Below are 24,727 nucleotides of genomic sequence, written 5' to 3'. Positions count from 1 at the left end.
GCAAAACCCTGGGCTTTCAAACACCAGCCGAGAAAATGGCCGCACTGATAAACTCAACCGAAACATAAGAAGTGTTTCCACGACCACTAGAATCCGCCAGTTCGCGAAGTTCCCCAGCGAAGCTTGTCCGCGACCGACGGTACAACGTCGGATTCCTAGCCGGCTTGCTTATCTTGCTGCACGGTGCGCCTATTGGTGCCGCGTTTTCGCACCTCCACGAACGGTGCGCGGACAGTCCTGGCGGTTCCGCGGCGGTTGACGAAATGGGGTTCGGAGCGGGGTCTGGTTCACCTGGTAGGCATGGCAGCGTGGAACATTTTGTTAGGGTCCGTGGAACACTAGGCGCGAGGGGGTGGGGTTGGAGCAGGTGGAGGAGTTTTCTGAAAGCCCCGAAGTCTCGAGACGTCGTTCCGCTTGGTGTCTCAAAGATTTTCGTTTTCTGCTGCCCCAGAAACTCAAAAACCAAGCGTCTGGAAAGACACGGATGCTCTACGGGGCAGGGAAACTATCCAAGAAGATTGTGGTCCAGCTGCGGGCATTAAGCACCATAGCCGCACCCGTCACACCGGCCTTTGATATTGCTCTGTACTGGCGACGCGCGCCTAGAACCGCCTCTGAAGGTGCTAAGAGCACCAGCGCCGGGCCCCACGCGGCATTCTTTCAGCATTCTTCCCTTCGATGCCGAAAGCCGCTGAATATCAATGTCCTAGAACCAGACACACCCTAGAGCACAATGCCATAAACTCAGACAGTTCAGGTATCGGGGATTTTGTCCGTGGACAAACGCATTGCTGCTAGGAACACTGCGTGAAGGCTGCTGCCCCACCAACGGTGGGGCCATCCAAAATGATGACTCCTCGGCCGACGGAGAGGAGCACTGGGATTATCCAGTCTCACCCGTGTAGGCGCTTCTCGGTTTCAGCGCCAGCCTCGCCCATCGTTAGCTATCTACTACTGCCGAGACTTAGCTTCTTGGAACTCACCGATGGCATTGCCAAGCGCTGCGATGAATGCAATCAGGCCTATCGTAATAAGGATATGGCCAAGACCAGCGATACCAGAAATCATTGCAGAAGATTCCTCTCCCAGTACGGTCAGACATCCGTGCCAGATCATGACGCCGACAGTAACGACCACACCGACGTTATAGAGCCAGAAGAACGCATTGAACTGACCTCGACTGCGCGACAGGCCGAAGACCTTCTCCAATACCAAAAAGATAAGACTCATCATGAAACCGAGCGCTAGCAAGTGAGTGTGCGCCACGCTTAGCTGAGTGAACTCGCCCGCGGGGAAATCGTTGGCACGCGTGAATTCTCGGTAGAACACGCCAGCGCCCAAGCCCAACACGAGGTAGAAAATAGATGCCCAATACAAAGCTTTCATGGTCATTCTCCTTCCCAACCGCTGCCACGGCTGGATTAGCGATGGATCAAATACTCTAAGGACTCATTTTTCTACATTCATCCCCGTTTTGAATCACAGGGCTGGTTGAAGCTGCAATCAACCAGTCGGTTGATCATTCCGATATTTGAAAACGACGCGCTCCACTGCTTTTTATTCACTGACATCGAGCCGTAGGGGTTCGCCCAGTTTCACCAAGAACCTTTGGCAAGCTCATCCTCAAAAGTCAGCAACCCTGAGTTTTACTTCGTGTTTCTGAAATAATGAACTCTATGGATTCTCTCGACCACAATATTTCATTTACCGATCAAGGTATGCCCACCCACCAAGATCTAGTAGTCCCAATCCTGAAAGCGGTTAACGAGCTCGGAGGTTCTGGGAAGACCAACGAGGTTAATGAAACCGTCCTTGAGATTCTTCCCGAAGCCGAATCGCTCCTTCAAATTGCCTTCCCGAATCGCCCTAAGGATTCGGTATTGATGAGTCGTATTGCTTGGGGCCGCTCAACCGCGAAACGCGTCGGCGCGCTGGAACAGCCTACGCAGGGAATGTACCTACTTACAGAAATCGGCGAGCAGATACTCAAGCTTTCAGACAGAGACGCACTTATCAAGGTTAAAGATCTCGACCGTCAGGCTTCTCGTGCGAAGCGAAAGCAAAAGAAACTAGAAGAACAAAATGTAGCTCAGGTTAGCGAAGACGTACCAGACGAAGATATTCTTTCGGACTCTAATGAAGAAGAAAAAGAGAGCGACTGGAAAAGTCAGCTGCTTGAACGTCTTCACCAGCTCCCGCCCGAGGGTTTTGAAAAATTCATCATATATTTGCTGCGCCGGCAAGGGCTACAATTACAACACACTGGAGGTTCCGGAGACGAGGGAGTCGATGCAATTGGTACAGCACCTTTGAGCCCCGTCCTCTCCTCCCGTGTTGCTGTTCAAATTAAGCGTTATGCACCAGAAGGAAAACCGATTGGTCGAGAAACCGTCGCTCTCTTCCAACGCGATGCCCAGACAAAAGGTGCTGAACGCGCCATTCTCGTTACCCTCAGCAGGTTTACCGACCCCGCTCGAAAAGCTGCCACCTCGACTGTACCGACGGTGGATCTAATTAGTGGTGACCGCCTCGCAGAACTAATCCGAGCAGATGGGGAATCAGGCGTCAAACTTCGACCCACGGTTGATCCTAAATGGTTCGACAAATTCGAATAACCAAGTTTCACTCCACCAACTGAAGGCGCTGACTACCGATGACCGAAGCTTCCAAGCAGTACACCATAGACCTCACCCGCCTCGATACCGCCCAATACCGAGCTACCAATTCCGCGGGAGCCAGCGTTGAGTTTGGCAGTGGTGAGGGGCTCCTCTCCCCTGTTGAACTCTTGCTCGCAGCCGTTGCGGGGTGTTCGGCGGTAGACGTGGACGTGGTGACATCCCGGCGCGCGGAACCGGATTCTTTTGATGTGCACGTGGAAGGCGACCGAGTAAATGAGGACGGGGCATCGCGTTTGTCAGAGGTGCGAGTGGGCTTCGATCTATCGTTCCCGGATACGCCGGAAGGCAACCAAGCGCGCAAGCTGGTGGACAACCTGATTCGCATCTCCCACGAGAAGGACTGCACGGTATCGCGCACGGTTGAGAACCCCACGCGGGTGAAGTTCAGCAACGACTCGAAATAGTTCCCCGGTGTAAATGCGCGACATGCGGTTTCGCTCCGGGAATGACCCCAGACCCGCTGCTATGGTGCAATTGTTAACCACTGTGACAAATGTGATTACTGCAGGAGCTCAACATGTCACCATCTTTCTCCCGTCGCGGTCTTTTTAAGGTCGGCGCTCTCGCCCTAACCGCAGGTGCTATCGGCGCTGCCGCACCGAATGCAGCGGCACTCGGACCGGTGCGCGGCACCATCATTGATTTCTCCGCCGGCGTACCTTCCCCGCAAGCAATTAAGAATGCCGGCCACATGGGCGCGATTCGCTACGTCTCCGACAAGCGCCCCGGCGCGGCCTGGATGACCGGCAAGCCGGTAACCCTCAAGGAGACCAAGGCGAATGCAGCAGCGGGTCTGCCCACGGCGTCGGTCTACCAATTCGGCCGTGCGGAAACCGCCGATTGGAAGCAAGGCGCAGCAGGTGCGGCAGTACACGCGCCGAAAGCGATTGCGCTACACAAGAAGGCAGGCGGCCCCACCAACCGCCCGATCTACATCGCCATCGACGATAACCCCACCCGCGAGCAGTACACCCGCCAAATTCGCCCGTACCTGCAGGCATTCTCCAAGACGCTGGAGCTGGCTGGCTACCAAACAGGTGTCTACGGCAACTACAACACTATTGAGTGGGCGATCCAGGATGGCATCGGCAAGTACTTCTGGATGCACGACTGGGGTTCTAACGGCAAGATTCACCCGCGCACTACTATCCACCAGCTGCCGCACGGCAAGCAACAGACCATCGGCGGCGTCATCGTTGACGTCAATGAGGTCTATGCCGAAGACTGGGGACAGTGGACGCCTGGCAAGTCCGCGGCACCTGCACCGGCAAAGAAGCCGACCACCAAGAAGCCACAGCCAAAGCCGCAGCCGCAGACCAAGGCCCCGAGCAATGGCTCGTCCGACTTGGTCAATCAGCTGAGTTCGCAGCTGCAGAGCAAGCACCCAGAGCTACCAGAACTTCCGCAGGTCACCGCCAATGGCGTGACCTTTAATGGCAAGACGCTGAGCAACGATCAGATTCGTCAGCTAGCGAAGATCGTCGCAGAAACGGTTGCAAAGGCGCGGTAGTACTACTTCTTAGAGGGCTCGGAGGTTTTCTCCGAGCCCTTCTTTTTGTCTGCGGACTTCTTTTGGAACGTGGTGGATTCGCTAGTGGGCTCCTTGGACAAGGACTTTTCCTTCTTGCCCTTGCCAGATTTCTCGTCCTTGTCCTTCTTACTGGAGGAGGTAGTAGAGGTCTCCGAGGTGGAGGTCTCAACCGGTGGGACGTCCTCGCCATCTTTGTACTTAAGGAAGCGCTCGGTGGCCGTGCCCAGATTCTTCCCCGTCACCTCGTCCTTGACGTAGTCGGTGAGGTCATCGGATGAGCCGTTAATAGAGGCGGCGGCGACGAAGTTCTCGCCAAAGGAGACCGAGGAGTTAATGGACTTGTCATTAGACCATCCCCACTTGCTGCCTACCACGTTGGAGAGCTTGGCGGTGCCGTAATCCTGGCGGTAGCCATCCTCCGAGATGGGATCAGCATGCGCCATGGCTACCAGCACTGGGTGAGTTTCATCGCGCTCAATGAGCTGCGAGATGAAGCTGGCGACGTCATACGTGGAGGTTTGCGAGTAGCCCCATTGCTCGCCCGCCTTGGTGGATTCGAGGTTGAATTCATCGGCAATGGTGTCGATGGACTCTGGGTATTTATCAAAGAGGTCTTCGGCGGACTTATCGGAGGAGCTAGCAATCATATCCAGCGCCTCATATTTGTCCTCGTACTCGCCCTTTTCCATTACGTAGGTGGCGATGTAGAGCTTAATGAGACTGAGCGCCGGGCGAGCCTCGTGCTCGGAGGCAGAGCCCATGTGCATGCCATCGTGCAGGCGGATATAGGTAACCGAGCGCCCCTCATCACCTTCTAGAAACTCATTGGTTTCTGGTGGGACGTCGCGGTTGGTGTCTGTTGCTTCCGAGGGGGCGTCGGCAAGCGCGTCGCTTTCACGCTCGCTATTGCTGCACGCAGTGGTGGTCAAGGCGAGCATGCATACGGCCAAAGCGGCACCAGCCTTAACTGATGCCGCCTTGCGGTTCAACGACGTTTTAAACACGTCGATATATGTTACCGGTTGAGTGCACTATTTAGGCAATTAATGCTGCACAGGTGCCTCGACGCCCACGCCGGTAAGGGAGCGAACTTCCATCTCTGCGGAAAGCTCCTCAAAGTTATCCGGCTTGGTCATGATGGATACCAACCAGCCAACGAAGAAGGACAGCGGAATGGAGACCAAGCCCGGCGAGGAAAGCGGGAAGATGGCCCAGTCCGCGCCTGGGAACATGGAGCTCTCAGAACCGGAGACTGCCGGGGAGAAGAAGATGAGCACCAGGCAGGAGACCACGCCGGTGTACATGGAGGCCACCGCGCCCGCGGTGTTGAACCGGCGCCAGTACAGGGAGTACAGGATGGTCGGCAGGTTGGCGGAGGCCGCCACCGCAAACGCGAGGGAGACTAGAAAGGCCACGTTCTGGGTCATGGCCAGGATGCCCAAGATGATGGAGACGATGCCAAGGACCACCACGGTGGCCTGGGAGACGCGGACCTGCTCAGCCTCGGTGGACTCGCCGTTGCGGATAACCGCGTGGTAGATATCGTGCGCAATGGATGCAGAGGCGGTAATGGCCAGGCCAGCAACCACGGCGAGCACGGTAGCGAAGGCCACGGCGGAAATAATCGCCATGAAGATAGAGCCGCCGATCTCGAGCGCGAGTAGTGGCGCTGCGGCATTGGCGCCGCCCGGGGCGTCGAGAATGCGGTCCGGACCCACCAGTGCTGCCGCACCGTACCCCAGGACCAGGGTCATAAGGTAGAAGGCACCGATAATAACGATCGCCCAGGTAACGGAGCGGCGCGCCTCGGTAGCGGTGGGCACGGTGTAAAAGCGCATCAGCACGTGCGGCAGGCCGCCCACGCCGAGCACCAGGGAAATGCCCAAGGAAATAAAGTCCAGCTTGGTGGCGGTGGTGGCGCCGTACTTCAGGCCCGGAGCCATGATGTCCTTGGCCTCGTAGCCCTTCTCTTTAATCTGCTCGGAAGCGGCGTGCATGTCGATGGCGTTATTAAACAGGGTGCTAAAGCCGCCGCGCAGGGCAATGAAGACCAAGAAACACATGATGACCACGCCGGCTACCAGGAGCACGGCCTTGATCATCTGCACGTAGGTGGTGCCTTTCATGCCGCCGACCAGGACGTAGACAATCATGAGCACGCCCACGATGCCCACGACGAAGGCCTGCCACTTGAACTCATGGATATCCAGCAGTACCGCAACCAAGGAGCCGGCGCCGGCCATCTGCGCGATGAGGTAGAAGAGCGTGACGAAGAGGGTGGCGATAGACGCCGCCACGCGCACGGGCTTTTGCTTCAGGCGGAAGGACAGGACGTCCGCCATGGTAAAGCGGCCGACGTTACGCATGGGCTCGGCAACGAGCATGAGTGCTACCAGCCAAGCAACGAAGAAGCCTACCGAGTACAAGAAGCCGTCGTAGCCGTTGAGTGCCACAGCGCCAACGATACCCAGGAACGATGCAGCGGAGAGGTAGTCACCGGAGATGGCCAGGCCGTTCTGGCGTCCGGAGAAGGTGCCGCCGCCGGTATAAAAGTCCGAGGCCTTCTTCGTGGTCTTTCCGGCGCGCAGCACCACCGCCATGGTGATGAAAAGGAAGATGCCGAAAATAGAGATATTCAAGATGGGATTGCCGGCGGAAGATTCTGCGGCGAGGGTGGTGGTAGTCATTAGTTGCCCTCCAGCTCTTCACGGATGGCGGCCGACTTCGGCTCGATATTCTTATTGGCGTACTTCACGTAGATCCACGTGATGATGAAGGTGGTGAGGAACTGGGCTAGGCCGAAAACCAGCCCGACGTTCCAGCCACCGCCGAGCTCGATCGCCATGAAGTCAGGGGCAAACACGGCGGCTAGAACGTAGACCACGTACCACACGAAGAAGGCCACGGTCATAGGGAAGGTAAAACTCCGGTAGGTGCGGCGCAGCTCGCCGAATTCGGCGGAGTCGCGCATCGCAATGAACTCGCTGCCAGTGGGTTCGCGGCGCGAGACAGGAGTTGCAGCTACGTCACTCATAGAGCATCGTCTCCTTGGGTGAGAGGAACTTAGGTCACACGAGATAGTGTGTTATTTCTCACTATCCACGCTGATCTGTAAGTTACAGAACATTTTCTGCAAGGTTGTAAACTCTGCCAAGAAAAGCTTCCACTCCCCCACCCTTTTAACCCCATAGGCTTCACTGAACTGGAATAACATCTTTAGCAAACTACCCCCGAAGGAAGAATTTTTTACCCCTTGTAAAGATTGTTAACAGCCGCTTGGCAAAAGAAAAAGCCCCTGTGAGGGGGCTTAATCGGCGGTTGATGTTACTCTTCGTTGCCTGGGAATTCGCGCGGGTCATTGAACATGCGGCCAAAGCCTTCCTGGCCCTCAAGGGCGTCAATGGCAGATACTTCCTCCGCCGTGAGCTCTAGCTCGGTGGCAGCCAAGTTTTCTTTCAGGCGCTCAGTGCGCGCGGACTTCGGGATCACGGATATGTCTTTAGACATGAGATAAGCCAGGACAACCTGTCCCTCGGTGGCCTCGTGGTCAGCAGCAGCCTGCTCAATCACGGGGTTATTGAGCACAACGCCGCGCGCCAACGGGGCCCATGCCTCGGTGACGATGTCATTATCGTGGTGAAAGGCGCGCAGGCTGGACTGAGTAAAGCCCGGGTGGAGCTCCACTTGGTTGAGCACCGGAGAAATGCCGGTGGTGGAAATTAGGTCTTTGAGCACGTCCTCGTAGAAATTAGCCACGCCGATGGACGCAATCTGGCCCATACCCTGCAGGCGGGCGATAGCCTCAAAGGTCTCGTTGTACAGGCCACCCTGCGGCCATGGCCAGTGGATAAGATACAGGTCGAGGTAGTCCAGCTGCAGATCCTTTAGCGACTGCTGGAATGCCTCTTCCACCTTGTGCTCCCCCTGGTGGGAGTGCCATACCTTGGAGGTAATAAAGAGCTCATCGCGGGTGACGTCGCCGGCATCCATTGCCTGCTTCAGGGCGGTGCCTACCGCCTCTTCATTCTTGTAGAGCGTGGCGGTATCGAAGTGGCGGTAGCCCAAATCGATGGCCTCGCGGATGACGCGGATGCATTCCTCGTCATATAGCTTGTACGTACCCAAGCCCAGCTGGGGCATTTCGCGGTCATCATTGAAAGTTACGGTTGGCACAGTCATGTCCTCCATTGTGCCGCAGTTTTTCTGACCGCGCCGAAAACGACGAAACCCCAGGGCAAACCCTGGGGTCGAGCGCTTCTAGTCGGCGCGGATGAGGTCAATGATAAAGACCAAGGTGCGGCCGGATAGCGGGTGCGCGCCACCGGCGGGGCCGTAGGCCTTTTCCGGCGGGATGATGAGCTTGCGGCGACCGCCCACCTTCATTCCCGGAATGCCCTCTTGCCAGCCGGCGATGAGACCGGTCAGCGGGAACTCGATGGACTGGCCACGGTCCCACGAGGAATCGAATTCTTGGTTGGTCTCGTATTCAGCGCCGACGTAGTGGACCTCCACTACGGCACCAGGCTGTGCCTCAGCACCGTCGCCGACGACGATGTCTTCTACAACAAGGTCGGTCGGCGCTGGGCCAGACTGGGCTTCAATAACAGGCTTATCCATGGGGATTATTCTCCTTGGGAAATCTAGTTTGTTCGTGCGGTCGCATTAAAAACCGAACCGAGCTGCACCTATTATAGGTGCTACCACCCGATTCGGCTTAATTTGGCGAACCCACGGGACGCTTTAGCGCTCGTTACGTGGGGTAACCTTGCGCAAAGTCTCGCCGGTGTAAATCTGGCGCGGACGGTTGATCTTGGTGTTGATCTCCAGCTGCTCGCGGTACTGTGCAATCCAGCCCGGCAGACGGCCGATGGCGAAGAGGACGGTAAAGAAGTCCGTCGGGAAGCCCATAGCGCGGTAGATCAAGCCGGTGTAGAAGTCCACGTTCGGGTAGAGCTTGCGGGAGACGAAGTAGTCGTCATTCAGCGCAATGTCTTCCAGCTTCATGGCCAGATCCAGCATTGGGTCGCCGCCCAAGTGATCGATGATCTCATGGGCAGTCTCCTTGACGATTGCCGCGCGTGGGTCGTAGTTCTTGTACACGCGGTGGCCAAAGCCCATGAGGCGAACGCCCTTTTCCTTATTCTTCACGCGGTTCATGAAGTCGGTAGCGTCACCATCGTGGTTGTTCTGGATATCTTCCAGCATCTCCAGAACGGCCTGGTTTGCACCACCGTGCAGCGGGCCGGACAGAGCGTTAATGCCGCCGGCGATGGAGACAAACATATTAGCCTGAGCGGAACCAATCATGCGCACCGTGGAAGTGGAGCAGTTCTGCTCATGGTCAGCATGGAGGATAAGCAGCTTATCCAGGGCCTTAGCTACAACCGGGTCAACCTCGTACTCCTCGGTGGGGTAGCCGAACATCATGCGCAGGAAGTTCTCGCGGGCGTTCAGGCTGTTATCCGGGTACATATAAGGCTTACCCTGGGAAGCGCGGTAAGCATAAGCAGCCAGCATTGGCACCTTAGCCAGCAGGCGGACGGTGGCCTTATCCAGCTGCTCCGGGTCCAGCGGGTCAAGCTGATCCTGGTAGTACGCGGAAAGAATGTTAAGGGAGGAAGCCAGCACGGCCATTGGGTGCGCGTTGCGCGGGAAGATATTGAACGCGGCCTTGAAGTCCTCATCCAACAGGGTGTGGTGGCGGATTTCGCGGTTAAAGTGGCTGAGCTCTTCCTCGTTAGGCAGATGCCCCTTGATCAGCAGATAAGAAACCTCGTTAAAGGAAGCGTTTTCTGCCAGGTCCGCAATATCGTAACCGCGGTGGCGCAGGATGCCCTCTTCACCATTAATGAAGGTGATCTTGGACTCGGTGGAACCGGTGGAGGTATAACCAGGGTCGAAGGTAACGAGCCCGGTCTCGTTACGGAGCTTGGAAATGTCAAAGCCGGAGTCACCCTCGGTGGACTGCTTGATGTCCATCTCATACTCGCCGCCTGGGTACTGGAGCACTACCTTGTTGTCTTCAGAAGCCACGGAAGTTCCTTTCTCTACGTGAAGAGTCACTATTAAGCACTAACTTAAGGAAGCTAGCTTGATACCTCTTCACACTTTAGCAAACTTTGTGACGCCGCCAACAGGATTGGGCCGAGTAAAATAACTGCCGTTCAACCGGAACTGTTCTACACTGACTTGCATGAGCACACCCGAACTTACGCTGCCTGCCGACCTCCTGCCTACCGACGGCCGCTTTGGCTGCGGCCCTTCCAAGGTTCGCCCCGACCAGCTTGCGGCCATTGACCCCGCAGTCATGGGCACCTCCCACCGCCAGCCGGCGGTAAAGAACCTCGTAGGTTCGGTGCGAGAAGGCTTGAGCGATCTCTTCTCCTTGCCAGAGGGCTACGAGATTGTCCTTTCCCTAGGCGGCGCCACCGCCTTCTGGGATGCTGCCACCTTCGGGCTCATTGAACGCCACTCCGCCCACCTCACCTTTGGCGAGTTTTCCACTAAATTTGCCAAGACCGCCGCGGGTGCACCCTGGCTCGATGCCCCATCCATCGTGGAGTCCCCAGTGGGCACCGCACCCGACCCGCACGATCTTTCTGCGGAGGCGGACGTCGTCGCTTGGGCACACAATGAAACCTCCACCGGCGCGATGGCAGAAGTCACCCGCCCGCACCCCCGCAATGATCAGCAGCTGGTGGTCGTGGACGCCACCTCCGGCGCGGGTGGTCTGCCCGTGCACATCTCCGATACGGACGTTTACTACTTCTCGCCGCAAAAGTGCTTTGCTTCCGACGGCGGCCTGTGGCTCGCCGCCATGTCCCCCGCCGCACTGGAGCGGATTGAGAAAATCAACGCCTCCGAGCGCTATATTCCCACCTTCCTCAACCTGCAGACGGCAGTAGATAACTCCCGCAAGAACCAGACCTATAACACCCCGGCAATCGCCACCCTGCTCATGTTGGATAACCAGCTCCAGTGGATGAATGCCAACGGCGGCCTGGACGGCATGGTTGAGCGCACTACGGAATCCTCCGCCACGCTGTATAGCTGGGCCGAATCCCGCCCGGAGACCACTCCCTTCGTCACGGAGCCTGCGTCCCGCTCGCTCGTGGTGGGCACCATCGACTTCGCAGAGTCTGTCGACGCCGCAGCGCTCGCCGCCACCCTGCGCGCCAACGGCATCCTAGACGTGGAGCCGTACCGCAAGCTGGGCCGTAACCAACTGCGCATCGGCATGTTCCCAGCTATTGAGCCGGCCGATATCGCCAAACTGACCCAATGCATCGACTATGTCTTGGATGCGAATTAACGCATCACCCCCAACATGCCCCGCCGCCTCGCAGGCTGCGGGGCATTTTCACGTTATAGTTGAATGCATCACAGATTTGTCCGCCGTCGATAGGCAAAAGGAGCGCCCTATTATGCGCGAGCTGTTCCCAGTTGACAGCGAATCGACCGAAACCTCTTTGGTGCTGCGCACCGAAGACGGCGAAGAGTTTTTCCTCTCCATCACCGATGAGCTGCGCGAAGCCCTGCAGGGCGAGCCGGTAGAAACCCCGGAAGAGGAACCGGCAGCTCCGGCCATCAGCCTGGCCAAGCCCACCAAACCGGAACCGGTGGAAGAGACAAAGATCCGCCCGGCGGAGATCCAAAACCGCATTCGCGCCGGCGCCTCCGCGGCGGAGTTGGCGGAAGAAATGGGCGTGACCGAATCTCGCATCGAGCCCTTCGCCTACCCCGTCATGCTGGAGCGCAACCGCATCGCGGAGATTGCCAAGCAGGCACACCCCGTCCGCGAGGACGGCCCGGCCAAGCTCACCCTGTGGGAGGTTCTGGCCACCGCCTTTGCCGCCCGCGGACACTCACTTTCCGAGTCCAGCTGGGACGCCTACCGCCACCAAGGCGAGGCCTGGATCGTGCGCGTGACGTGGAAGGCCGGCTTGTCCGAGAACGAGGCGGAGTGGTACTTCAAGCAGTCCATGTCCTCGCCTGCCACGGTGGAGGCGCGCAACTCGGTGGCCGCGGACCTGATAGACCCGGATTTCGTCCAGCCGGTGCGCTCGCTGACCTCGCTGGGCAGCGGCCGCTATGACGAAGCTATCGATGGCGACCAGCCGAGCAACGTCACCGACCTCACGGCGCCGACCACCCCTCCGGAAGAGCCGGAGGAAGAGGAGTTCTTGCAGAACCCCTCGCCAGAAGAAAAGCCCACCAAGCGCCGCCGCAAGGCTGTCACCCCGCATTGGGAGGACGTGCTGCTCGGTGTTCGCTCCAATACCAAGCGCCCTAGGGACTAATCGTGGACATCTCTCACGCAGTACTTACTCTCTGGTACATCTCTCAACCCAATGCGGAAGAGGTGTTGAAGACCGAGCCCAAGGCGGATCGCGGCTTTGGGCGGAAGTTCCTCGCCCAGCTGGACCCCACCTTTCCGGTCACGCCGATTGGGCAATTCCCACTTAACCGCTCCGCGCAGACGGATCCGAACGAGTACTACATCGGCGGCTACCCCGGCATCACCGTGGTGCAAACGGTCTGCGAGGGGGATTCTGTTCTCCTTTCCCAGCTGCCAGAAACGCTCCTTAATGCGGTGCCCGCCCAGCGCGTCATCGCGCTGGCCAGCAACGAAAAAGAAGGCTACGCCGGCTTCGCCCTGTGGGAGGGCGGCGAGCTCAAGCGCTGCCTATGCGCCACGCGCGAGCACCTCTACGAGGACACCGGCTTGCCCGAGCCCTTCGAGGCGCCCTACTGGGCAGGCGAAAAATACGAGCCGATCGGAGGGATTTCCCTCCCCTTTGAGCCGCAGGGCATCATGGAAGCGGCGCAGGAATACTGGCTTGGCATTGAGGTCGGGCACGATGGCCCGGACCTAGACGTCGTGGGCTACGCCGTCGATGGCCGCCCAGAGCCAAAGATCGACCCGCCGAAGCCCAAGCAAACCGTGGGGGAACTAGCCGCGCAGTCGGCCAATAAGCTGGGCCTGAACGACTATGACGACTACGAGGATCATAGCGCCGAGCCGGAATCCACCGGCGAGGAAATCATCTCCACCGCCAAGCACTTGGGCTCGCTCATTGGCAATTGGAGCGCTCAGACGTTTAAGTCGCTCAAGGAGCGCTGGCGCTCATAAAAGGAAATGGCGGCGGCGGTTGCCACATTAAGAGAATCGGTGCCAGGGGCCATCGGTATGCGTGCGCGTATATCGGTGGCCTTCATTGCGTGTTCGGTAAGGCCGGGGCCCTCCGCGCCGACGAGCATCGCCACCTTATCCAGGCCGTGCATGGCCTCGGCCAAGTGCACCGCCTGGGGGTTGGGGGTTAAGGAAATGAGGGTAAAGGAGGCGTCGGCAAGCGCCTGCAAGGAACGCTGCCAGGTAGTAAACCCGCCCTCTAAATGAGCAAAGGGCAAGCGCAGCACGTGCCCCATGGACACGCGCACCGAGCGCCGGTAGAGCGGATCCGCCGCACCGGAGCCCAGCAGCACCGCGTCTACGCCCATACCGGCAGCGTGGCGGAAGATGGCGCCAATATTCTCGTGATCACCCACGCCCTCGAGCACGGCGATGGTCTGGGCAGATTCCACGATCTCGCTCACCTCCGGCTCAGAGGCGCGGTCCGCGGCGGCGACCAGCCCGCGGTGCATATCGAAGCCGGCCACCTCCGCTAGGGTCTCGCGAGAGACCTCGTAGATGGGGCACTCGGGTTCGCCGTACTCGGAAATATAGGCCTCCACCTTCTTGGGAAAGCCCACGAGACAGCGCATGGGGAACCGGGATTCGGCCAGCCGGGAGACCACCAACGGGCCCTCTGCAATGACGAGACCCTCGCCGGATTTATCGGATTTGTTGAGGTTCCGAATATCGTCCAGGCGAGGGTCTGCGGGGTCAGTAATCAGCATGCCCTTAGGCTAGCCGATGGCATTGGAAATCGGATCCATGCCAAAGAAAATCACGAAGAGGCCAGCCAAGAGCCACATGATCCAGTGCACGTCCTTGGCCTTGCCGGCGAAGGTGGACATGAGCGCGAAAGAGATGAAGCCCACGCCGATGCCGTTGGCAATGGAATAGGTAAACGGCATGGTCACAATGGTGAGGAAGGCGGGGATGGCGATCTCCATCTTGGTCCAGCGGATCTCGGTCAGCTGCGCGGCCATCATCACGCCGACGATGACGAGTACCGGGGAAGCGGCCTCGATGGGCACGATTTCATACAGCGGCGTCAAAAACATCGCGGCGAGGAACAGCACACCGGTCATGAGGTTGGCCAGGCCGGTGCGGGCGCCATCGGCAATGCCGGCGGAGGAATCCGCAAAGACGGTATTGGAAGAAGCAGAGCCCAGGCCGCCGGCCACGGCACCGAAGCCCTCGACGACGAGGGCCTTCTTCATGTCGGGGAGGTTGCCGTCGGCGTCAACAAGCTTGCCCTGCTTGCCCAGGCCGGTCATGGTGCCCATCGCATCAAAGAAGTTAGTGAGCAGCAGGGTAAAAATCAGCAGCACCGTGGAGACCACGCCGATCTTGGTAAAGGCGCCCACCAAGTTCACATCGCCCACGATGGACAGATCCGGAATGCCGCCGAGCGCCTCCGGCTTCACCGGCGCGGCCATGCCCCAATCCTCAGAGCCGGTAAACGCCTGCACGATGAACGCGATGACGGTGGTAAGCACGATGGCGATGAAGAGCCCGCCCGGCACGTTCCGGATGACCATGAAGGAACAGATAATGAGGCCAATGACAAAGACCAGCGCCGGCCAAGTGGAAATCGATCCATTAATACCCAGGCTCACCGGCACGGTGGTGTGCGCGGCGTCCGGCACGCGGGTGACAAAGCCACCATCCACGAGGCCAATCATGGCCATGAACATGCCGATGCCCACGCCCATCGCCGCCTTCATGGACTGCGGGATGGCGTCAAAGACGGCGGTGCGGAAGCCGGAGATGGCCAGCAGGACGATGATGATACCCTCGATGACCACCAGGCCCATGGATTCTTGCCAGGTCAGCCCGCTCGTAGCGACCATGCTCACGCCCACGAAGGTATTCATACCCAAGCCTGCGGCCATGGCAAAGGGACACTTGGCAATCGCGCCGAAGAGGATGGACATGACGCCGGCGACCAGCGCGGTGGCGGCGGCGACCTGTGGCACGCCCAGCGCGTAGCCCTCCGCGTCCTCGGTAGTACCGAGGATGAGCGGGTTCAAGAGAATGATATAGGCCATGGCGAAGAACGAGACCGTTCCCGCGCGTAGCTCGGTTCCAATGGAGGAACCACGTTCAGAGATATGGAAGTAGCGATCGAGAGTGGCTTTCAACGCCTGCGCCTTTCACGTACAGCGAGTCTTACGCCATAAGTGTGCTGCCTTAATCCTCGATTTCAAAATCCTGGAAGATGGGCTTTTCATCATCGAAAGCCACTTCCGGGGTCTTTTCTTCCCGCACACGCGTCTGCGAATGTGCACCGCAGCCATAGCGCGAGTGCACCACCCGGCCGTCCGCCGAGTACTCATTGGCGCAGACGCCATAGTTGTCCAACAGCTGCACATAAAACGCACAGGTGCGGCATTGCAGGCGCGCCTTGGCCGCCATATCCGTATTGGGGCCGAACTCGGTGCGCCAGCGCTTCTTGGCGTCTTCCAGGCCGGATTTAGACAGAGTTTCCCCGTCCAGGCGGGAATCATCCACGGCCGGTGGCATCAGGTCTCCGGGGCCAAGGTCACCGGGGCGCACACGGTCCTCATAGGGCACCCATTCCGGCGGCTGCAGGGCCTCCCCTCCCGGCACCAGCGCCACCTCATTGACGGTGACGTAGCGCGATCCCTCCGCGCAGGCGAGCACAGCCTGCCATTCCCAGCCAGGGTAGCCAGGCATTTCTGCTTCAAATCGGTGGGTAGCAACGTTTCGGCCCATCCCGGCGACGCCGATATGCTTGCCGACGCCCCCTTCCCCCACCTCATCCAACGCCTCGCGCGCGATGCGCACGGCGCGGGAATCGATCAATGGATTTGCTTTTCGCTTACTCACGTCCCTCATTATTCATTATGGAGCGCACGCGGTGGTACATATGGTGCATGTCATTTCTTTCCCGCGCCGCCTACATTCTCCTTCCCTGCACGCTCGTCGCCTGTTCCTCTACCCCAGCAGAACCCGAAGTAGAGCACCTCTCCGTCGAGGTTCTCGGCACCGCTTCCCTGCCACCCAATTCCTTTACGCAGGGCCTCGAAACCGATCCGGACGGCAACTTGCTTCTAGGCACCGGCCAATGGGGAGAATCCCGCGTGGAGCGCTTCTCCCCCGAAACCGGCGAAACCTTGGCCGAAACGCGCCTGGATAACCGCTACTTTGGCGAGGGCATTACCCAAGCCGGCGATTCCATCTGGCAGCTGACCTGGAAGTCCGGCCAAGCCCTGAAATACGATCACGACCTGCGCCAGGTAGATACCGCCGCCTACTCGGGCGAGGGCTGGGGCCTGTGCAATACCGGCGAGGATCTCCTCCTGTCCGATGGCTCCGCGACCCTGCGGCATATGGACCCGGAGACCTTCGCGGAGCGCTCTACTACCGACGTCACCCTTGAGGGAAAGCCCCTCGAAGACATCAATGAACTCGAGTGCGTGGGCGATACCGTCTACGCCAATGTCTGGATGGATGACAATATCTACCGCATCGATCCATCCACCGGCCGAGTAACCGCCATAATCTCCACCGACGCGATTGATAAGTCCCGCTATACCGACCCCGATGATGTCCTCAACGGCATCGCACACATCAAAGACGATGAGTTCTGGCTTACCGGTAAGCGGTGGGAAGAACTCTTCCACGTTCGAGTAAGGTAAAGGCCCATGGCAACCCGTAAGGAAGCAAGGAAAAAGTCGCTGCTGCAGATCTTGGCCCTCATCGTGGTCGTGGCGGTCATCGTCGCCGCCGTAGTGATCTTCCAAAACTGGTGGAACCAGCGCCCGGGTCCCGATCCCCGCGACATCAAGGTCACCGCCTCCGTGGGCGATAATTCCATCGACGTCGCCCCGTACATTGCATGCGAGCCCGGCACCGAATGCCCGGAAGGCGAGGTCCCGAACCTCACCGTGGGGGATGATGACACCCTCAAGCTCGATATCCCCGAAGAAATCTCCGACCACGAGTGGAAGATTCTTTCCATCTACGATGACCCCGCCGCCAACGATGAAACCGCGCACGGCGCAAACGAGACCACCGAGGTATCGATCCCCGGTTCGGTAGAACCCATCAAGGCCTCTACCGGCAAGCGCCCCCGCCTCAAGGTGGTGGAGATTTCCTCCATGATGATTGGCACCGATGACAACGGTGACGAAACCCCCGTGGCCACCGTGTGGTCACTTACCACGATGACCGATAAAGAACGAGAAGCCTCCGCGGAGGAATCCACGAAGGCTTCTGATTAGCTATCCAAATCCTTCGCGATTGCGCGGAGGATTTCTGCTACCTGGCGCCCAGTCTTGCGCTCCGGGTAGCGGCCGGAATTAAGCACCGGCTGAATCTGCGACTCCAGCAAGGTCATCACGTCAGAGACCATGCTGCCGAGCTCTTCCGGCTTGCGGGCCGGCGTGCGGCGACGCGGCTTATCCAATACCTTGACCCGCAGCGCCTGCGGACCGCGGCGCCCGGCTGCGAAATCGAAGTCGATGCGCTGGCCGGGGAACAGTTCCTCTACTCCCTTGGGCAGCACGTTGCGCCCAACATAGACGTCTTCATCGCCCGGGTTACTGACGAAACCGAAACCTTTCTCGGCGTCATACCACTTCACTTTGCCAATAGGCATAGGTACCCACCTCTTCTCTAGGGGAAAATCTTTATTTTAGCTGCCTGGTCAAAACAACAGAAGTCGCGCGCTAGCGCGACACACCCGCGTTATGTGGCATAGATCACTGTTCGCCGCTCACCTGCACAAATACCCCTGCACTCGCCACATTCGCCCCATTTCTTTCCCATTTAGTGCCCATAACGTGACACTTTCGTTATAAACCGCTACGCTGTCCTCCAAACACTTAAGAGCCGTTAAGAAAGTTGCCCTCGCCCGCCCTTTCTTTTTGGTACATATTTTTGCACTTAATGCGGGCACACAGAGAGGACTAACTACATGGGACGCCACTCCGCTAAGAACCGTATGGCCGCTAAGTTCACCGCCGGCACCGTCGCCTTCGGCGCCGCCGCTGCCATCATGGCACCGACCGCATCCGCTGCCCCAGATTCCGACTGGGACCGCCTGGCACAGTGCGAGTCCGGCGGCAACTGGCACATCAACACCGGCAACGGCTACCAGGGCGGGCTGCAGTTCAACCCGCAGACCTGGCAGGCCAATGGTGGCGGCCAGTTCGCTGCTACCGCTGACCAGGCTACCCGCGAGCAGCAGATTGTCGTCGCTGAGCGCGTGCTTGCTTCCCAGGGCTGGGGCGCATGGCCGGCTTGCTCCGCTTCCCTCGGCCTGAACTCCGCTCCGACCCAGCGCACTGCTCCGTCCGCTGCCCCTAAGGCTCCGGCCCAGGCACCGGCTCCGGTAAAGCAGGCTGCCGCTCAGAAGTCCGACGAGCTGGCTGTTGATGCTCTGTACAACACCATCAAGAATGCCGCTAACTCCTACGGCCTGGCACTGCCTGCGCAGTTCACCGAGCTGTACAAGGCTAACCGCCACGACTTCAACAACTTCTACTCTGCCAACCGCAACGTCATCGACCCGATTGCGCAGATGATTGAGAACATCACCCGCTAAGACATAGCGATAAAGGGCCCTTTGCAATAGCAATGGGCCCTTTTTGTATGGAAGAAAAATCCCCGCACCAAGGCGGGGAAATACTCTAGCGATTGATGCGAGTATAAGGGTGAACGTAGTTCAGCTTCTCTGCCGGCATCGGCAAGATCAGATCATCGCCGTAGGGGCTGGACGCACCAGCAAAAGGCGCAGAGATTTCCGTGATTGCGTGCTCGCGATTTTCGTTCTTCGGCCAAGCCGGGGAAACGTGACCCTTCTTCTGATTCGACATAGCCCTTATTATTTCAAACCTTGCGCAAAAACGTAACTCAAACGATAACTAAACTGGGGTGACATCATGACTCAGTCTTCCCACCTCCCACATTTCCGCACGTGGCTCGCTTCCCTTGAGGAAGAAGAGCTCGCCACCCTCCTCCGCAACCGCCCGGATGTACTTAATCCGCTACCCCCGAGCATCGCCGCGCTCGCTACCCGCCTGCTCCTGCGCACCTCCATCGCTCGGGCTTTAATGAACTGCACTGCACGGCAGCTTGCGGAAATCGAAGACATCGCGCGCCGCGGAGGAGAACTCGAAGAGGTAGAAGACCTTAATCCGAATATCACCCGCCAGCTCAAGGAGCGCGGCCTAGCCTACGGCAACATCCTCATCCCACCCGAGGTCATGCCTGCCCTTCCCACGGGCTGGTCCCTCCTCGACCAGGTCCAAGTCAGCCCGGAGGACATCGCCGAGCTGCCGGACGAGGAACGGAAGGTTCTCCAGACCCTATCGCGTTCCAATGGCCTGGGCACCACGCGAGATGTGGCCATCGATGCGGATCCGGGCCGGCCGATTCCGCGGCTCATCGCCAAGCAGCTGCTCCAGCGCGTGGACGCCACCACTGTCCGCCTGCCGCGCGCCGTGCACCTTGCGCTCAACGGCAAGCCCACCGCCCCAATCCCAGTAGAGGGGATCACCGAATCCCCCGCCCCGGATCCCAAGGCCGATGATGCCGGTACCGCGGCCGGGCTTTCCGCCGTGCGTGGCATGCAGCGCGTCATTGACGCCCTAGGCGCGCGGCCGATAGAACTACTCAAGGACAAGACCGTCGGCGTTCGCCAGCTCACCAACCTGAGCAAAACTCTCACCATCGATGAGGAGGAGCTACGCCGCCTCATCGGCCTGGGCATAACCGCCCGCCTGCTCAGCCGCGGCGAGCCGAAAAACTTCGACGGCAATTTCCTCGCGCCAACGGAGCTCGCCCAGGCTTGGCTCGATGCGGGCCTCGCAGAAAAGTGGCAACTTCTGCTCGAGGCTTGGACTGCCTCCCCATGGACAAGGGAAGGCCGCACGCTAGCGCACACCAATGATCGGCTGCCGGAATTTAGACAAAAGGTCCTGCAGGTCTACCTGCGTGGGGCGAAACCCACCTTCGAAGAATCCCTACGCTTCCACTTTCCGCTCTTTGCCACCCACACTTCGGACGAGACCATCGCCGAACTCCGCGCGGAAGCCGAGTGGATCGGTGCCATTGCCCTCGAGCGCCCCACCAGCGTGCTTATCGACGGCCCCGACGCCGCCGCCCGCCTGACCCCCGACACGGTCGACTACTTTCTCATCCAAGCGGATATGACCGTATTGGTTCCCGGTCCGCTCGATCCAGAGACCCACCAGCAGCTCGAATCAGTCGCCGACCTCGAGTCCCCCGGCCTGGCCAGCGTCTATCGCATCTCGGATGCTTCCCTGCGCCGCGGCCTAGATCGCGGCATGACTGGAGAGGAAATCCAGGCCTTTTTCGCCGCCCACGGGGAGGTGCCGCAGACGCTGGAGTTCCACATCGGGGACGTCGCCAAGCGGCATGGCACCCTGCGCTCCGGCCCGGCGCTGTCCTACCTGCGCAGCGAGGACCCGGCGCTCCTCCAGATTGCGCTCAAGGCAGCGCCCTTGCGCCTGCTCGCGCCCACCGTCGCGGTGTCCCAATTGCCGGTGCACGACCTACTGGAACGGCTACGCGAGCACGGACTCTCTCCCGCTGCTGAGGACGAAAGCGGCGCCAGCCTTAACGTCGCGCCCGAACCCGCTACACTGCCGACGCCCACCGCCCGCCGAGCCACCACTTCTCCGGACATTGCGAAGGCGATGCGCACCCTGCGCGACGACGCCGCGCCTTCCACGCCCAGCCTCGATATAGTCCACGCCGCCGCGCGCACTGCCCGGCCGATCACCATCGGGTATGCGGACAAGAACGGCAACGAAAAGAAACGCACCGTCACCCCGCTGACCGTGGCGGGCGGGCAAATCGACGCTCGCGCGGCCGATGGCTCTACCATCCGGTTTCCCTTGCACCGGATCACCTCCGTTACGCTGGAGCCATGAATGGACCATTGATTGTGCAGTCGGATAAGACCGTCCTGCTCGAGGTGGATCACGCCCAGGCCGCCGAGGCCCGCGCCGCGCTCGCTCCCTTTGCGGAGCTCGAGCGCGCCCCCGAGCACGTGCACACTTACCGCATCACCCCGCTCGCGTTGTGGAATGCCCGCGCGGCCGGGCACGATGCCGAGCAGGTCGTCGATGTCCTGGAAAACTACTCCCGCTTTCCAGTCCCCCAGGCCCTGCTTGTCGACGTCGCCGAAACCATGTCCCGCTACGGCCGCGTCCGCCTCCACGCCCACCCGGCCCATGGCCTCATCCTCGAGTCCGATGAGCCGCCCATCCTCGAAGAACTTACCCGCGGCGCTACCGGAAAACTCCTCGGCGCGCGCATCGACGAGCATTCCATCGCCGTCCCGCCCTCCGAGCGCGGCCGCCTTAAACAAGCCCTCCTCAAGGCCGGCTGGCCGGCCGAGGATCTCGCCGGCTACGTCGATGGCGAGTCCCATCCCATCGCCCTCACTCACGACGGCTGGCAGCTGCGTGACTACCAGCAATACGCCACCGAGGCCTTTTGGTCCGGCGGCTCCGGCGTCGTCGTACTGCCGTGCGGCGCCGGCAAAACCATCGTCGGAGCGGCTGCGATGGCCAAGGCCGAATCCACCACGCTCATCCTGGTCACCAATACCGTCGCCGGCCGCCAATGGCGCGACGAGCTCCTGCGCCGCACCACCCTGACCGAAAACGAAATAGGCGAATACTCCGGCGAAAAGAAGGAAATCAAGCCCATCACCATCGCCACCTACCAGGTAGTCACCCGCAAAACCAAGGGTGAATACCGCGCCCTCGAGCTCTTTGATTCCCGCGACTGGGGCCTCATCATCTACGACGAGGTCCACCTCCTTCCCGCCCCAGTGTTCCGCATGACCTCGGACCTGCAATCGCGGCGTCGGCTAGGGCTTACCGCCACCCTCGTGCGCGAGGACGGCCGCGAGGGTGACGTCTTCTCCCTCATCGGACCCAAGCGCTACGACGCCCCGTGGAAAGAACTCGAAATGGCCGGCTATATCGCCACCGCCGAATGCATCGAGGTCCGCGTGGATATGGACGCCGAAGAACGCATGCTGTACGCCACCGCCCAACCTCGCGACCGCTACCGCATCGCCGCCCAGGCTGCCGCCAAATTGCGGGCCGTGGACACAATCCTCGCCCGCCACCCACAGCAGGCGCTCATCATCGGCGGTTACGTCGACCAGCTCAAAGAACTCGGTGCGCATCTCGACGCCCCCGTTATCGACGGCTCCACCTCCACCGCCAAGCGCGAGCGCCTCTTCCAACAATTCCGGGACGGCACGCTCCCTGTACTCGTCGTGTCCAAAGTGGCCAATTTCTCCATCGATCTTCCCGAGGCTGCCCTGGCCATCCAGGTCTCCGGCACCTTCGGCTCCCGCCAAGAAGAGGCTCAACGCCTCGGCCGACTACTCCGCCCGAAGGAAGAAGAGGCTCTCTTTTACTCGCTGGTCACCCGCGATAGCCTCGACGCGGACTACGCCGTGCACCGCCAGCGTTTCCTCGCCGAGCAGGGATATGCCTACCGGCTTATCGACGCACTAGACTTAGAACAATGAAAATCTTCAAGTTCGACGTAGACGAGTCCTTTGCCAAGGCCAATAACGAGCTCTTGCGCGATTCCAACCGCCTTCGCGTCTCCGGCCTCGTGCTGGGCATCCTGCTCATCATCGGCGGCGCGGCCATCTGGTGGGGATTTTCCTGGGGCATTACCATCGGCCTCGGCATGATCCTTTTCGGAATCATGGTGGCCATCGTCGGCTTTGCCGCCGCCCGTAAAGTTGGCACCGCCCAGCAACTCTATGACTCCTATCCCCTCGCTCCGGCTGTCATCGCTGAGGTCAACGAACGCGACATGGTCCTGCTCGCCCTAGTCAACACCAACGTGGATCCATCCCTGTCTCCCCGCTGGGCCGCTTGCCTGCGCACCGTGACCGCCATTCCCGGCACTCAGCGCACCGTAGGCACCAAAGTTCCCGTCGCCGCTGTTTCCGGCCGCGCAGACAACAACCACTGGCAGCAAATCACCCCTATGCCCATCGCCTGGGGCACCCCTGACGCCGAAACCGTCACCATCGCCCGCAAAGCCATCCCCCAAGATCAGTGGCAGCGCCTCGAACGCGCCCGCAAGCGCCTTTCCGACGTGAAGGCCACGAAGTTCGACCTCCTCGTTCTCTAGGGCTCCACAAACCTTTCTGGATAAAGCAGTACTTCTAGGAGCGGGTCCGGCCACTTGTTGAGAACTATCGCGGCGACCTCTTCCTCCCTTTCGGGGAAATGATCCCTCGCTAATTCCACCCAAAATTTCCCGCAAGACCGCGCCTGCCAATCCGGATCGGATTCGGTTCCACGCTTCGCGTACTCCCACGCGGCCTCATGCTTACCGATTTCTTCTAAGGCTTTAGCTGTCTCTTCGAAATAAACTGCGTAGCTACCTTCGGCCAAGTGCGTACGGATGATTGCGTCGACATCCTGATCTAAAACCGCAAAGCGCTTCTCCATATACTTGCGGCGGATAATATCTGCGTTTTCCGCCCAGGCTCGCACCCGAACCAGTCCGTCTTCTCCCAGGACCGTTGAATAAGCAACAGGGTCAAGCACGAAATAATCAACCTCGTTGTTCTCATGGAAAGCGATGAACCAATCCGCCAGCTCCATTGGCGCGGGCTTCGCTCGCTGTGCGCTCTTGGCATGGAGCTCGATGAGCTCTTCAACAACCTCACTTAGCATGCCAAGTGAGTCATCCGCGTTGGCAATCACCCCTACTGCAATCTCCAGCGCTTCTTGCACAACCGAAAAAACTTCAGCTGGATCCTCCGAAGGGTCCTCCACGGCAAAATCAAGCATGCCAATTCCATCTTGCATTTTCAGTGCGCGTCTAGCTGCCCGGTCCTCATCAAGAAAGGATCGGGTCCTTCTCCGAAAAGAAGGCAGGATGATGTCAGGCAGTGAGCTCATCAGTTCAGCCTCCTCGTTACGCTATCAACCCATTTTAACGGCGTCCCCTACCCTTTAGCGGCCTTCCTTTTTGTTCTTTGTTGTTGTAGTGCGAGGTATTGGGCCCAGGTGTGGTTCCAGTGGGTGTGGTGTGTGGCTAGTGGGCCGGTGGGGTGGTCTAGTTGGTAGGTGCCGTCGTGGTGGAGCCAGGCGATGGTTCCGGTGATGGGGTCGAGGATGTAGTGGATTCTGCGGTCGGTTTTGATGTTGTGGTGGTGTTGGCAGAGGTTTACTAAATTATCTGGGCTGGTAGGCCCGCCAAGGTGGTATTCGATGCGGTGGTCGAGTTGGCACCTAGTGGCGGGGACGGTGCAGCCAGGCCAGCGACAGGTGGCGTCTCTGCCTTGGGTGTATGCGCGGA

General features: G+C 59.5%; 26 protein-coding genes. 12 read left to right on the top strand and 14 right to left on the bottom strand.

What is annotated here, in order from left to right; all coding sequences use genetic code 11:
* Positions 1-951: 951 nt before the first annotated feature.
* A complete protein-coding gene (locus tag BKN05_RS09980) occupies positions 952-1,386 on the bottom strand; it encodes a DUF2871 domain-containing protein (protein WP_284767735.1) in 435 nt (144 codons plus the stop codon).
* Between the two features lie 290 nt (positions 1,387-1,676).
* On the opposite strand from BKN05_RS09980, the gene BKN05_RS09975 reads away from it, so the two are divergent.
* The 3 genes from BKN05_RS09975 to BKN05_RS09965 all read left to right on the top strand — a co-directional run bounded on the left by BKN05_RS09975 (position 1,677) and on the right by BKN05_RS09965 (position 4,188).
* Positions 1,677-2,615, top strand: coding sequence for a restriction endonuclease (locus tag BKN05_RS09975; RefSeq protein WP_286688551.1), 939 nt, complete (start codon positions 1,677-1,679; stop codon positions 2,613-2,615).
* Positions 2,616-2,653: 38 nt separating this feature from the next.
* The gene (locus BKN05_RS09970; RefSeq protein ID WP_286688550.1) at positions 2,654-3,082 is read left to right on the top strand and encodes an OsmC family protein; all 429 of its coding nucleotides are present in this window, start codon (positions 2,654-2,656) and stop codon (positions 3,080-3,082) included.
* A gap of 113 nt (positions 3,083-3,195) precedes the next feature.
* The gene (locus BKN05_RS09965) at positions 3,196-4,188 is read left to right on the top strand and encodes a DUF1906 domain-containing protein (RefSeq protein ID WP_269953227.1); all 993 of its coding nucleotides are present in this window, start codon (positions 3,196-3,198) and stop codon (positions 4,186-4,188) included.
* Between the two features lie 2 nt (positions 4,189-4,190).
* Here the strand turns inward: BKN05_RS09965 and BKN05_RS09960 are convergent, their stop codons facing one another.
* The 6 genes from BKN05_RS09960 to BKN05_RS09935 all read right to left on the bottom strand — a co-directional run bounded on the left by BKN05_RS09960 (position 4,191) and on the right by BKN05_RS09935 (position 10,242).
* The gene (locus BKN05_RS09960; RefSeq protein ID WP_286688549.1) at positions 4,191-5,213 is read right to left on the bottom strand and encodes a hypothetical protein; all 1,023 of its coding nucleotides are present in this window, start codon (positions 5,211-5,213) and stop codon (positions 4,191-4,193) included.
* A 39-nt stretch (positions 5,214-5,252) separates the two neighbouring features.
* Entirely contained in the window at positions 5,253-6,896 is a 1,644-nt protein-coding gene (locus BKN05_RS09955) for a monocarboxylic acid transporter (RefSeq protein ID WP_286688548.1), read from the bottom strand.
* A complete protein-coding gene (locus BKN05_RS09950) occupies positions 6,896-7,243 on the bottom strand; it encodes a DUF485 domain-containing protein (RefSeq protein ID WP_049378827.1) in 348 nt (115 codons plus the stop codon). Before BKN05_RS09950 ends, BKN05_RS09955 begins: the two co-directional genes overlap by 1 nt.
* Before the next feature lie 290 nt (positions 7,244-7,533).
* On the bottom strand, positions 7,534-8,397 hold the full coding sequence (locus tag BKN05_RS09945; RefSeq protein WP_049378826.1) for an aldo/keto reductase: 864 nt from the start codon (positions 8,395-8,397) through the stop codon (positions 7,534-7,536).
* A gap of 69 nt (positions 8,398-8,466) precedes the next feature.
* Entirely contained in the window at positions 8,467-8,826 is a 360-nt protein-coding gene (locus tag BKN05_RS09940) for an FKBP-type peptidyl-prolyl cis-trans isomerase (RefSeq protein WP_005323855.1), read from the bottom strand.
* A 123-nt stretch (positions 8,827-8,949) separates the two neighbouring features.
* Positions 8,950-10,242 carry a citrate synthase gene (locus tag BKN05_RS09935; RefSeq protein WP_080970451.1) on the bottom strand — a complete coding sequence of 431 codons (1,293 nt, stop codon included), beginning with the start codon at positions 10,240-10,242 and terminating at the stop codon, positions 8,950-8,952.
* A gap of 160 nt (positions 10,243-10,402) precedes the next feature.
* On the opposite strand from BKN05_RS09935, the gene serC reads away from it, so the two are divergent.
* The 3 genes from serC (at position 10,403) to BKN05_RS09920 (ending at position 13,342) form a co-directional block, all read left to right on the top strand.
* Complete coding sequence (gene serC / locus BKN05_RS09930; RefSeq protein ID WP_049378825.1) at positions 10,403-11,521, top strand: phosphoserine transaminase; 1,119 nt, start codon at positions 10,403-10,405, stop codon at positions 11,519-11,521.
* A gap of 112 nt (positions 11,522-11,633) precedes the next feature.
* Positions 11,634-12,509 (top strand): septation protein SepH, encoded by an 876-nt coding sequence (gene sepH / locus BKN05_RS09925; RefSeq protein ID WP_286688547.1) that lies wholly within the window; start codon positions 11,634-11,636, stop codon positions 12,507-12,509.
* A 2-nt stretch (positions 12,510-12,511) separates the two neighbouring features.
* The gene (locus BKN05_RS09920) at positions 12,512-13,342 is read left to right on the top strand and encodes a DUF6928 family protein (RefSeq protein WP_049378823.1); all 831 of its coding nucleotides are present in this window, start codon (positions 12,512-12,514) and stop codon (positions 13,340-13,342) included.
* Here the strand turns inward: BKN05_RS09920 and BKN05_RS09915 are convergent.
* From BKN05_RS09915 to BKN05_RS09905, 3 genes are read right to left on the bottom strand one after another with little or no spacing between them, the layout of a single operon-like run.
* Positions 13,303-14,109 carry a TrmH family RNA methyltransferase gene (locus BKN05_RS09915; RefSeq protein ID WP_284792257.1) on the bottom strand — a complete coding sequence of 269 codons (807 nt, stop codon included), beginning with the start codon at positions 14,107-14,109 and terminating at the stop codon, positions 13,303-13,305. The two genes, BKN05_RS09920 and BKN05_RS09915, sit on opposite strands and share 40 nt — an antisense overlap.
* Positions 14,110-14,118: 9 nt before the next feature.
* On the bottom strand, positions 14,119-15,522 hold the full coding sequence (locus BKN05_RS09910) for an NCS2 family permease (RefSeq protein WP_286688546.1): 1,404 nt from the start codon (positions 15,520-15,522) through the stop codon (positions 14,119-14,121).
* Positions 15,523-15,571: 49 nt separating this feature from the next.
* Positions 15,572-16,240: a DUF3027 domain-containing protein gene (locus BKN05_RS09905; protein WP_239274508.1), complete on the bottom strand. Its 669-nt coding sequence runs from the start codon at positions 16,238-16,240 to the stop codon at positions 15,572-15,574.
* A 38-nt stretch (positions 16,241-16,278) separates the two neighbouring features.
* Here BKN05_RS09905 and BKN05_RS09900 point away from each other — a divergent pair, with 38 nt between their 5' ends.
* Both BKN05_RS09900 and BKN05_RS09895 read left to right on the top strand, forming a co-directional pair.
* A complete protein-coding gene (locus tag BKN05_RS09900; RefSeq protein WP_286688545.1) occupies positions 16,279-17,043 on the top strand; it encodes a glutaminyl-peptide cyclotransferase in 765 nt (254 codons plus the stop codon).
* A 6-nt stretch (positions 17,044-17,049) separates the two neighbouring features.
* Positions 17,050-17,628, top strand: coding sequence for a DUF2771 domain-containing protein (locus tag BKN05_RS09895; protein ID WP_286688544.1), 579 nt, complete (start codon positions 17,050-17,052; stop codon positions 17,626-17,628).
* Here the strand turns inward: BKN05_RS09895 and BKN05_RS09890 are convergent.
* A complete protein-coding gene (locus BKN05_RS09890; protein WP_005323875.1) occupies positions 17,625-18,005 on the bottom strand; it encodes a cold-shock protein in 381 nt (126 codons plus the stop codon). The two genes, BKN05_RS09895 and BKN05_RS09890, sit on opposite strands and share 4 nt — an antisense overlap.
* Positions 18,006-18,323: 318 nt before the next feature.
* Between BKN05_RS09890 and BKN05_RS09885 the strand changes: the two genes are divergently transcribed.
* Positions 18,324-18,953 carry a resuscitation-promoting factor Rpf1 domain-containing protein gene (locus BKN05_RS09885; protein ID WP_049378817.1) on the top strand — a complete coding sequence of 210 codons (630 nt, stop codon included), beginning with the start codon at positions 18,324-18,326 and terminating at the stop codon, positions 18,951-18,953.
* A gap of 85 nt (positions 18,954-19,038) precedes the next feature.
* Here BKN05_RS09885 and BKN05_RS09880 read toward each other — a convergent pair whose 3' ends face one another.
* Positions 19,039-19,224, bottom strand: a complete 186-nt coding sequence (locus BKN05_RS09880; protein ID WP_005329460.1) for a hypothetical protein — start codon at positions 19,222-19,224, stop codon at positions 19,039-19,041.
* A gap of 66 nt (positions 19,225-19,290) precedes the next feature.
* On the opposite strand from BKN05_RS09880, the gene BKN05_RS09875 reads away from it, so the two are divergent.
* The 3 genes from BKN05_RS09875 to BKN05_RS09865 are packed head-to-tail and all read left to right on the top strand — an operon-like array spanning position 19,291 to position 23,548.
* Entirely contained in the window at positions 19,291-21,306 is a 2,016-nt protein-coding gene (locus tag BKN05_RS09875; RefSeq protein WP_049378816.1) for a helicase-associated domain-containing protein, read from the top strand.
* The gene (locus BKN05_RS09870) at positions 21,303-22,928 is read left to right on the top strand and encodes a DNA repair helicase XPB (protein WP_049378815.1); all 1,626 of its coding nucleotides are present in this window, start codon (positions 21,303-21,305) and stop codon (positions 22,926-22,928) included. The genes BKN05_RS09875 and BKN05_RS09870 overlap by 4 nt, the downstream gene beginning before the upstream one ends.
* Positions 22,925-23,548, top strand: coding sequence for a DUF3239 domain-containing protein (locus tag BKN05_RS09865; RefSeq protein ID WP_049378814.1), 624 nt, complete (start codon positions 22,925-22,927; stop codon positions 23,546-23,548). The genes BKN05_RS09870 and BKN05_RS09865 overlap by 4 nt, the downstream gene beginning before the upstream one ends.
* On the opposite strand, the gene BKN05_RS09860 is transcribed toward BKN05_RS09865, so the two are convergent.
* Positions 23,545-24,216 (bottom strand): hypothetical protein, encoded by a 672-nt coding sequence (locus BKN05_RS09860; protein WP_232619503.1) that lies wholly within the window; start codon positions 24,214-24,216, stop codon positions 23,545-23,547. The two genes, BKN05_RS09865 and BKN05_RS09860, sit on opposite strands and share 4 nt — an antisense overlap.
* 158 nt (positions 24,217-24,374) lie before the next feature.
* On the bottom strand, positions 24,375-24,727 hold a 353-nt coding region (locus BKN05_RS09855; protein WP_286688543.1), incomplete at its 5' end, for an HNH endonuclease signature motif containing protein.

Origin of the sequence: Corynebacterium sp. S5S1 (genome assembly GCF_001913985.1) — a bacterium.
Taxonomy (GTDB): Bacteria; Actinomycetota; Actinomycetes; order Mycobacteriales; family Mycobacteriaceae; genus Corynebacterium; species Corynebacterium marquesiae.
This window is presented reverse-complemented; position numbering and strand designations above follow the sequence as displayed.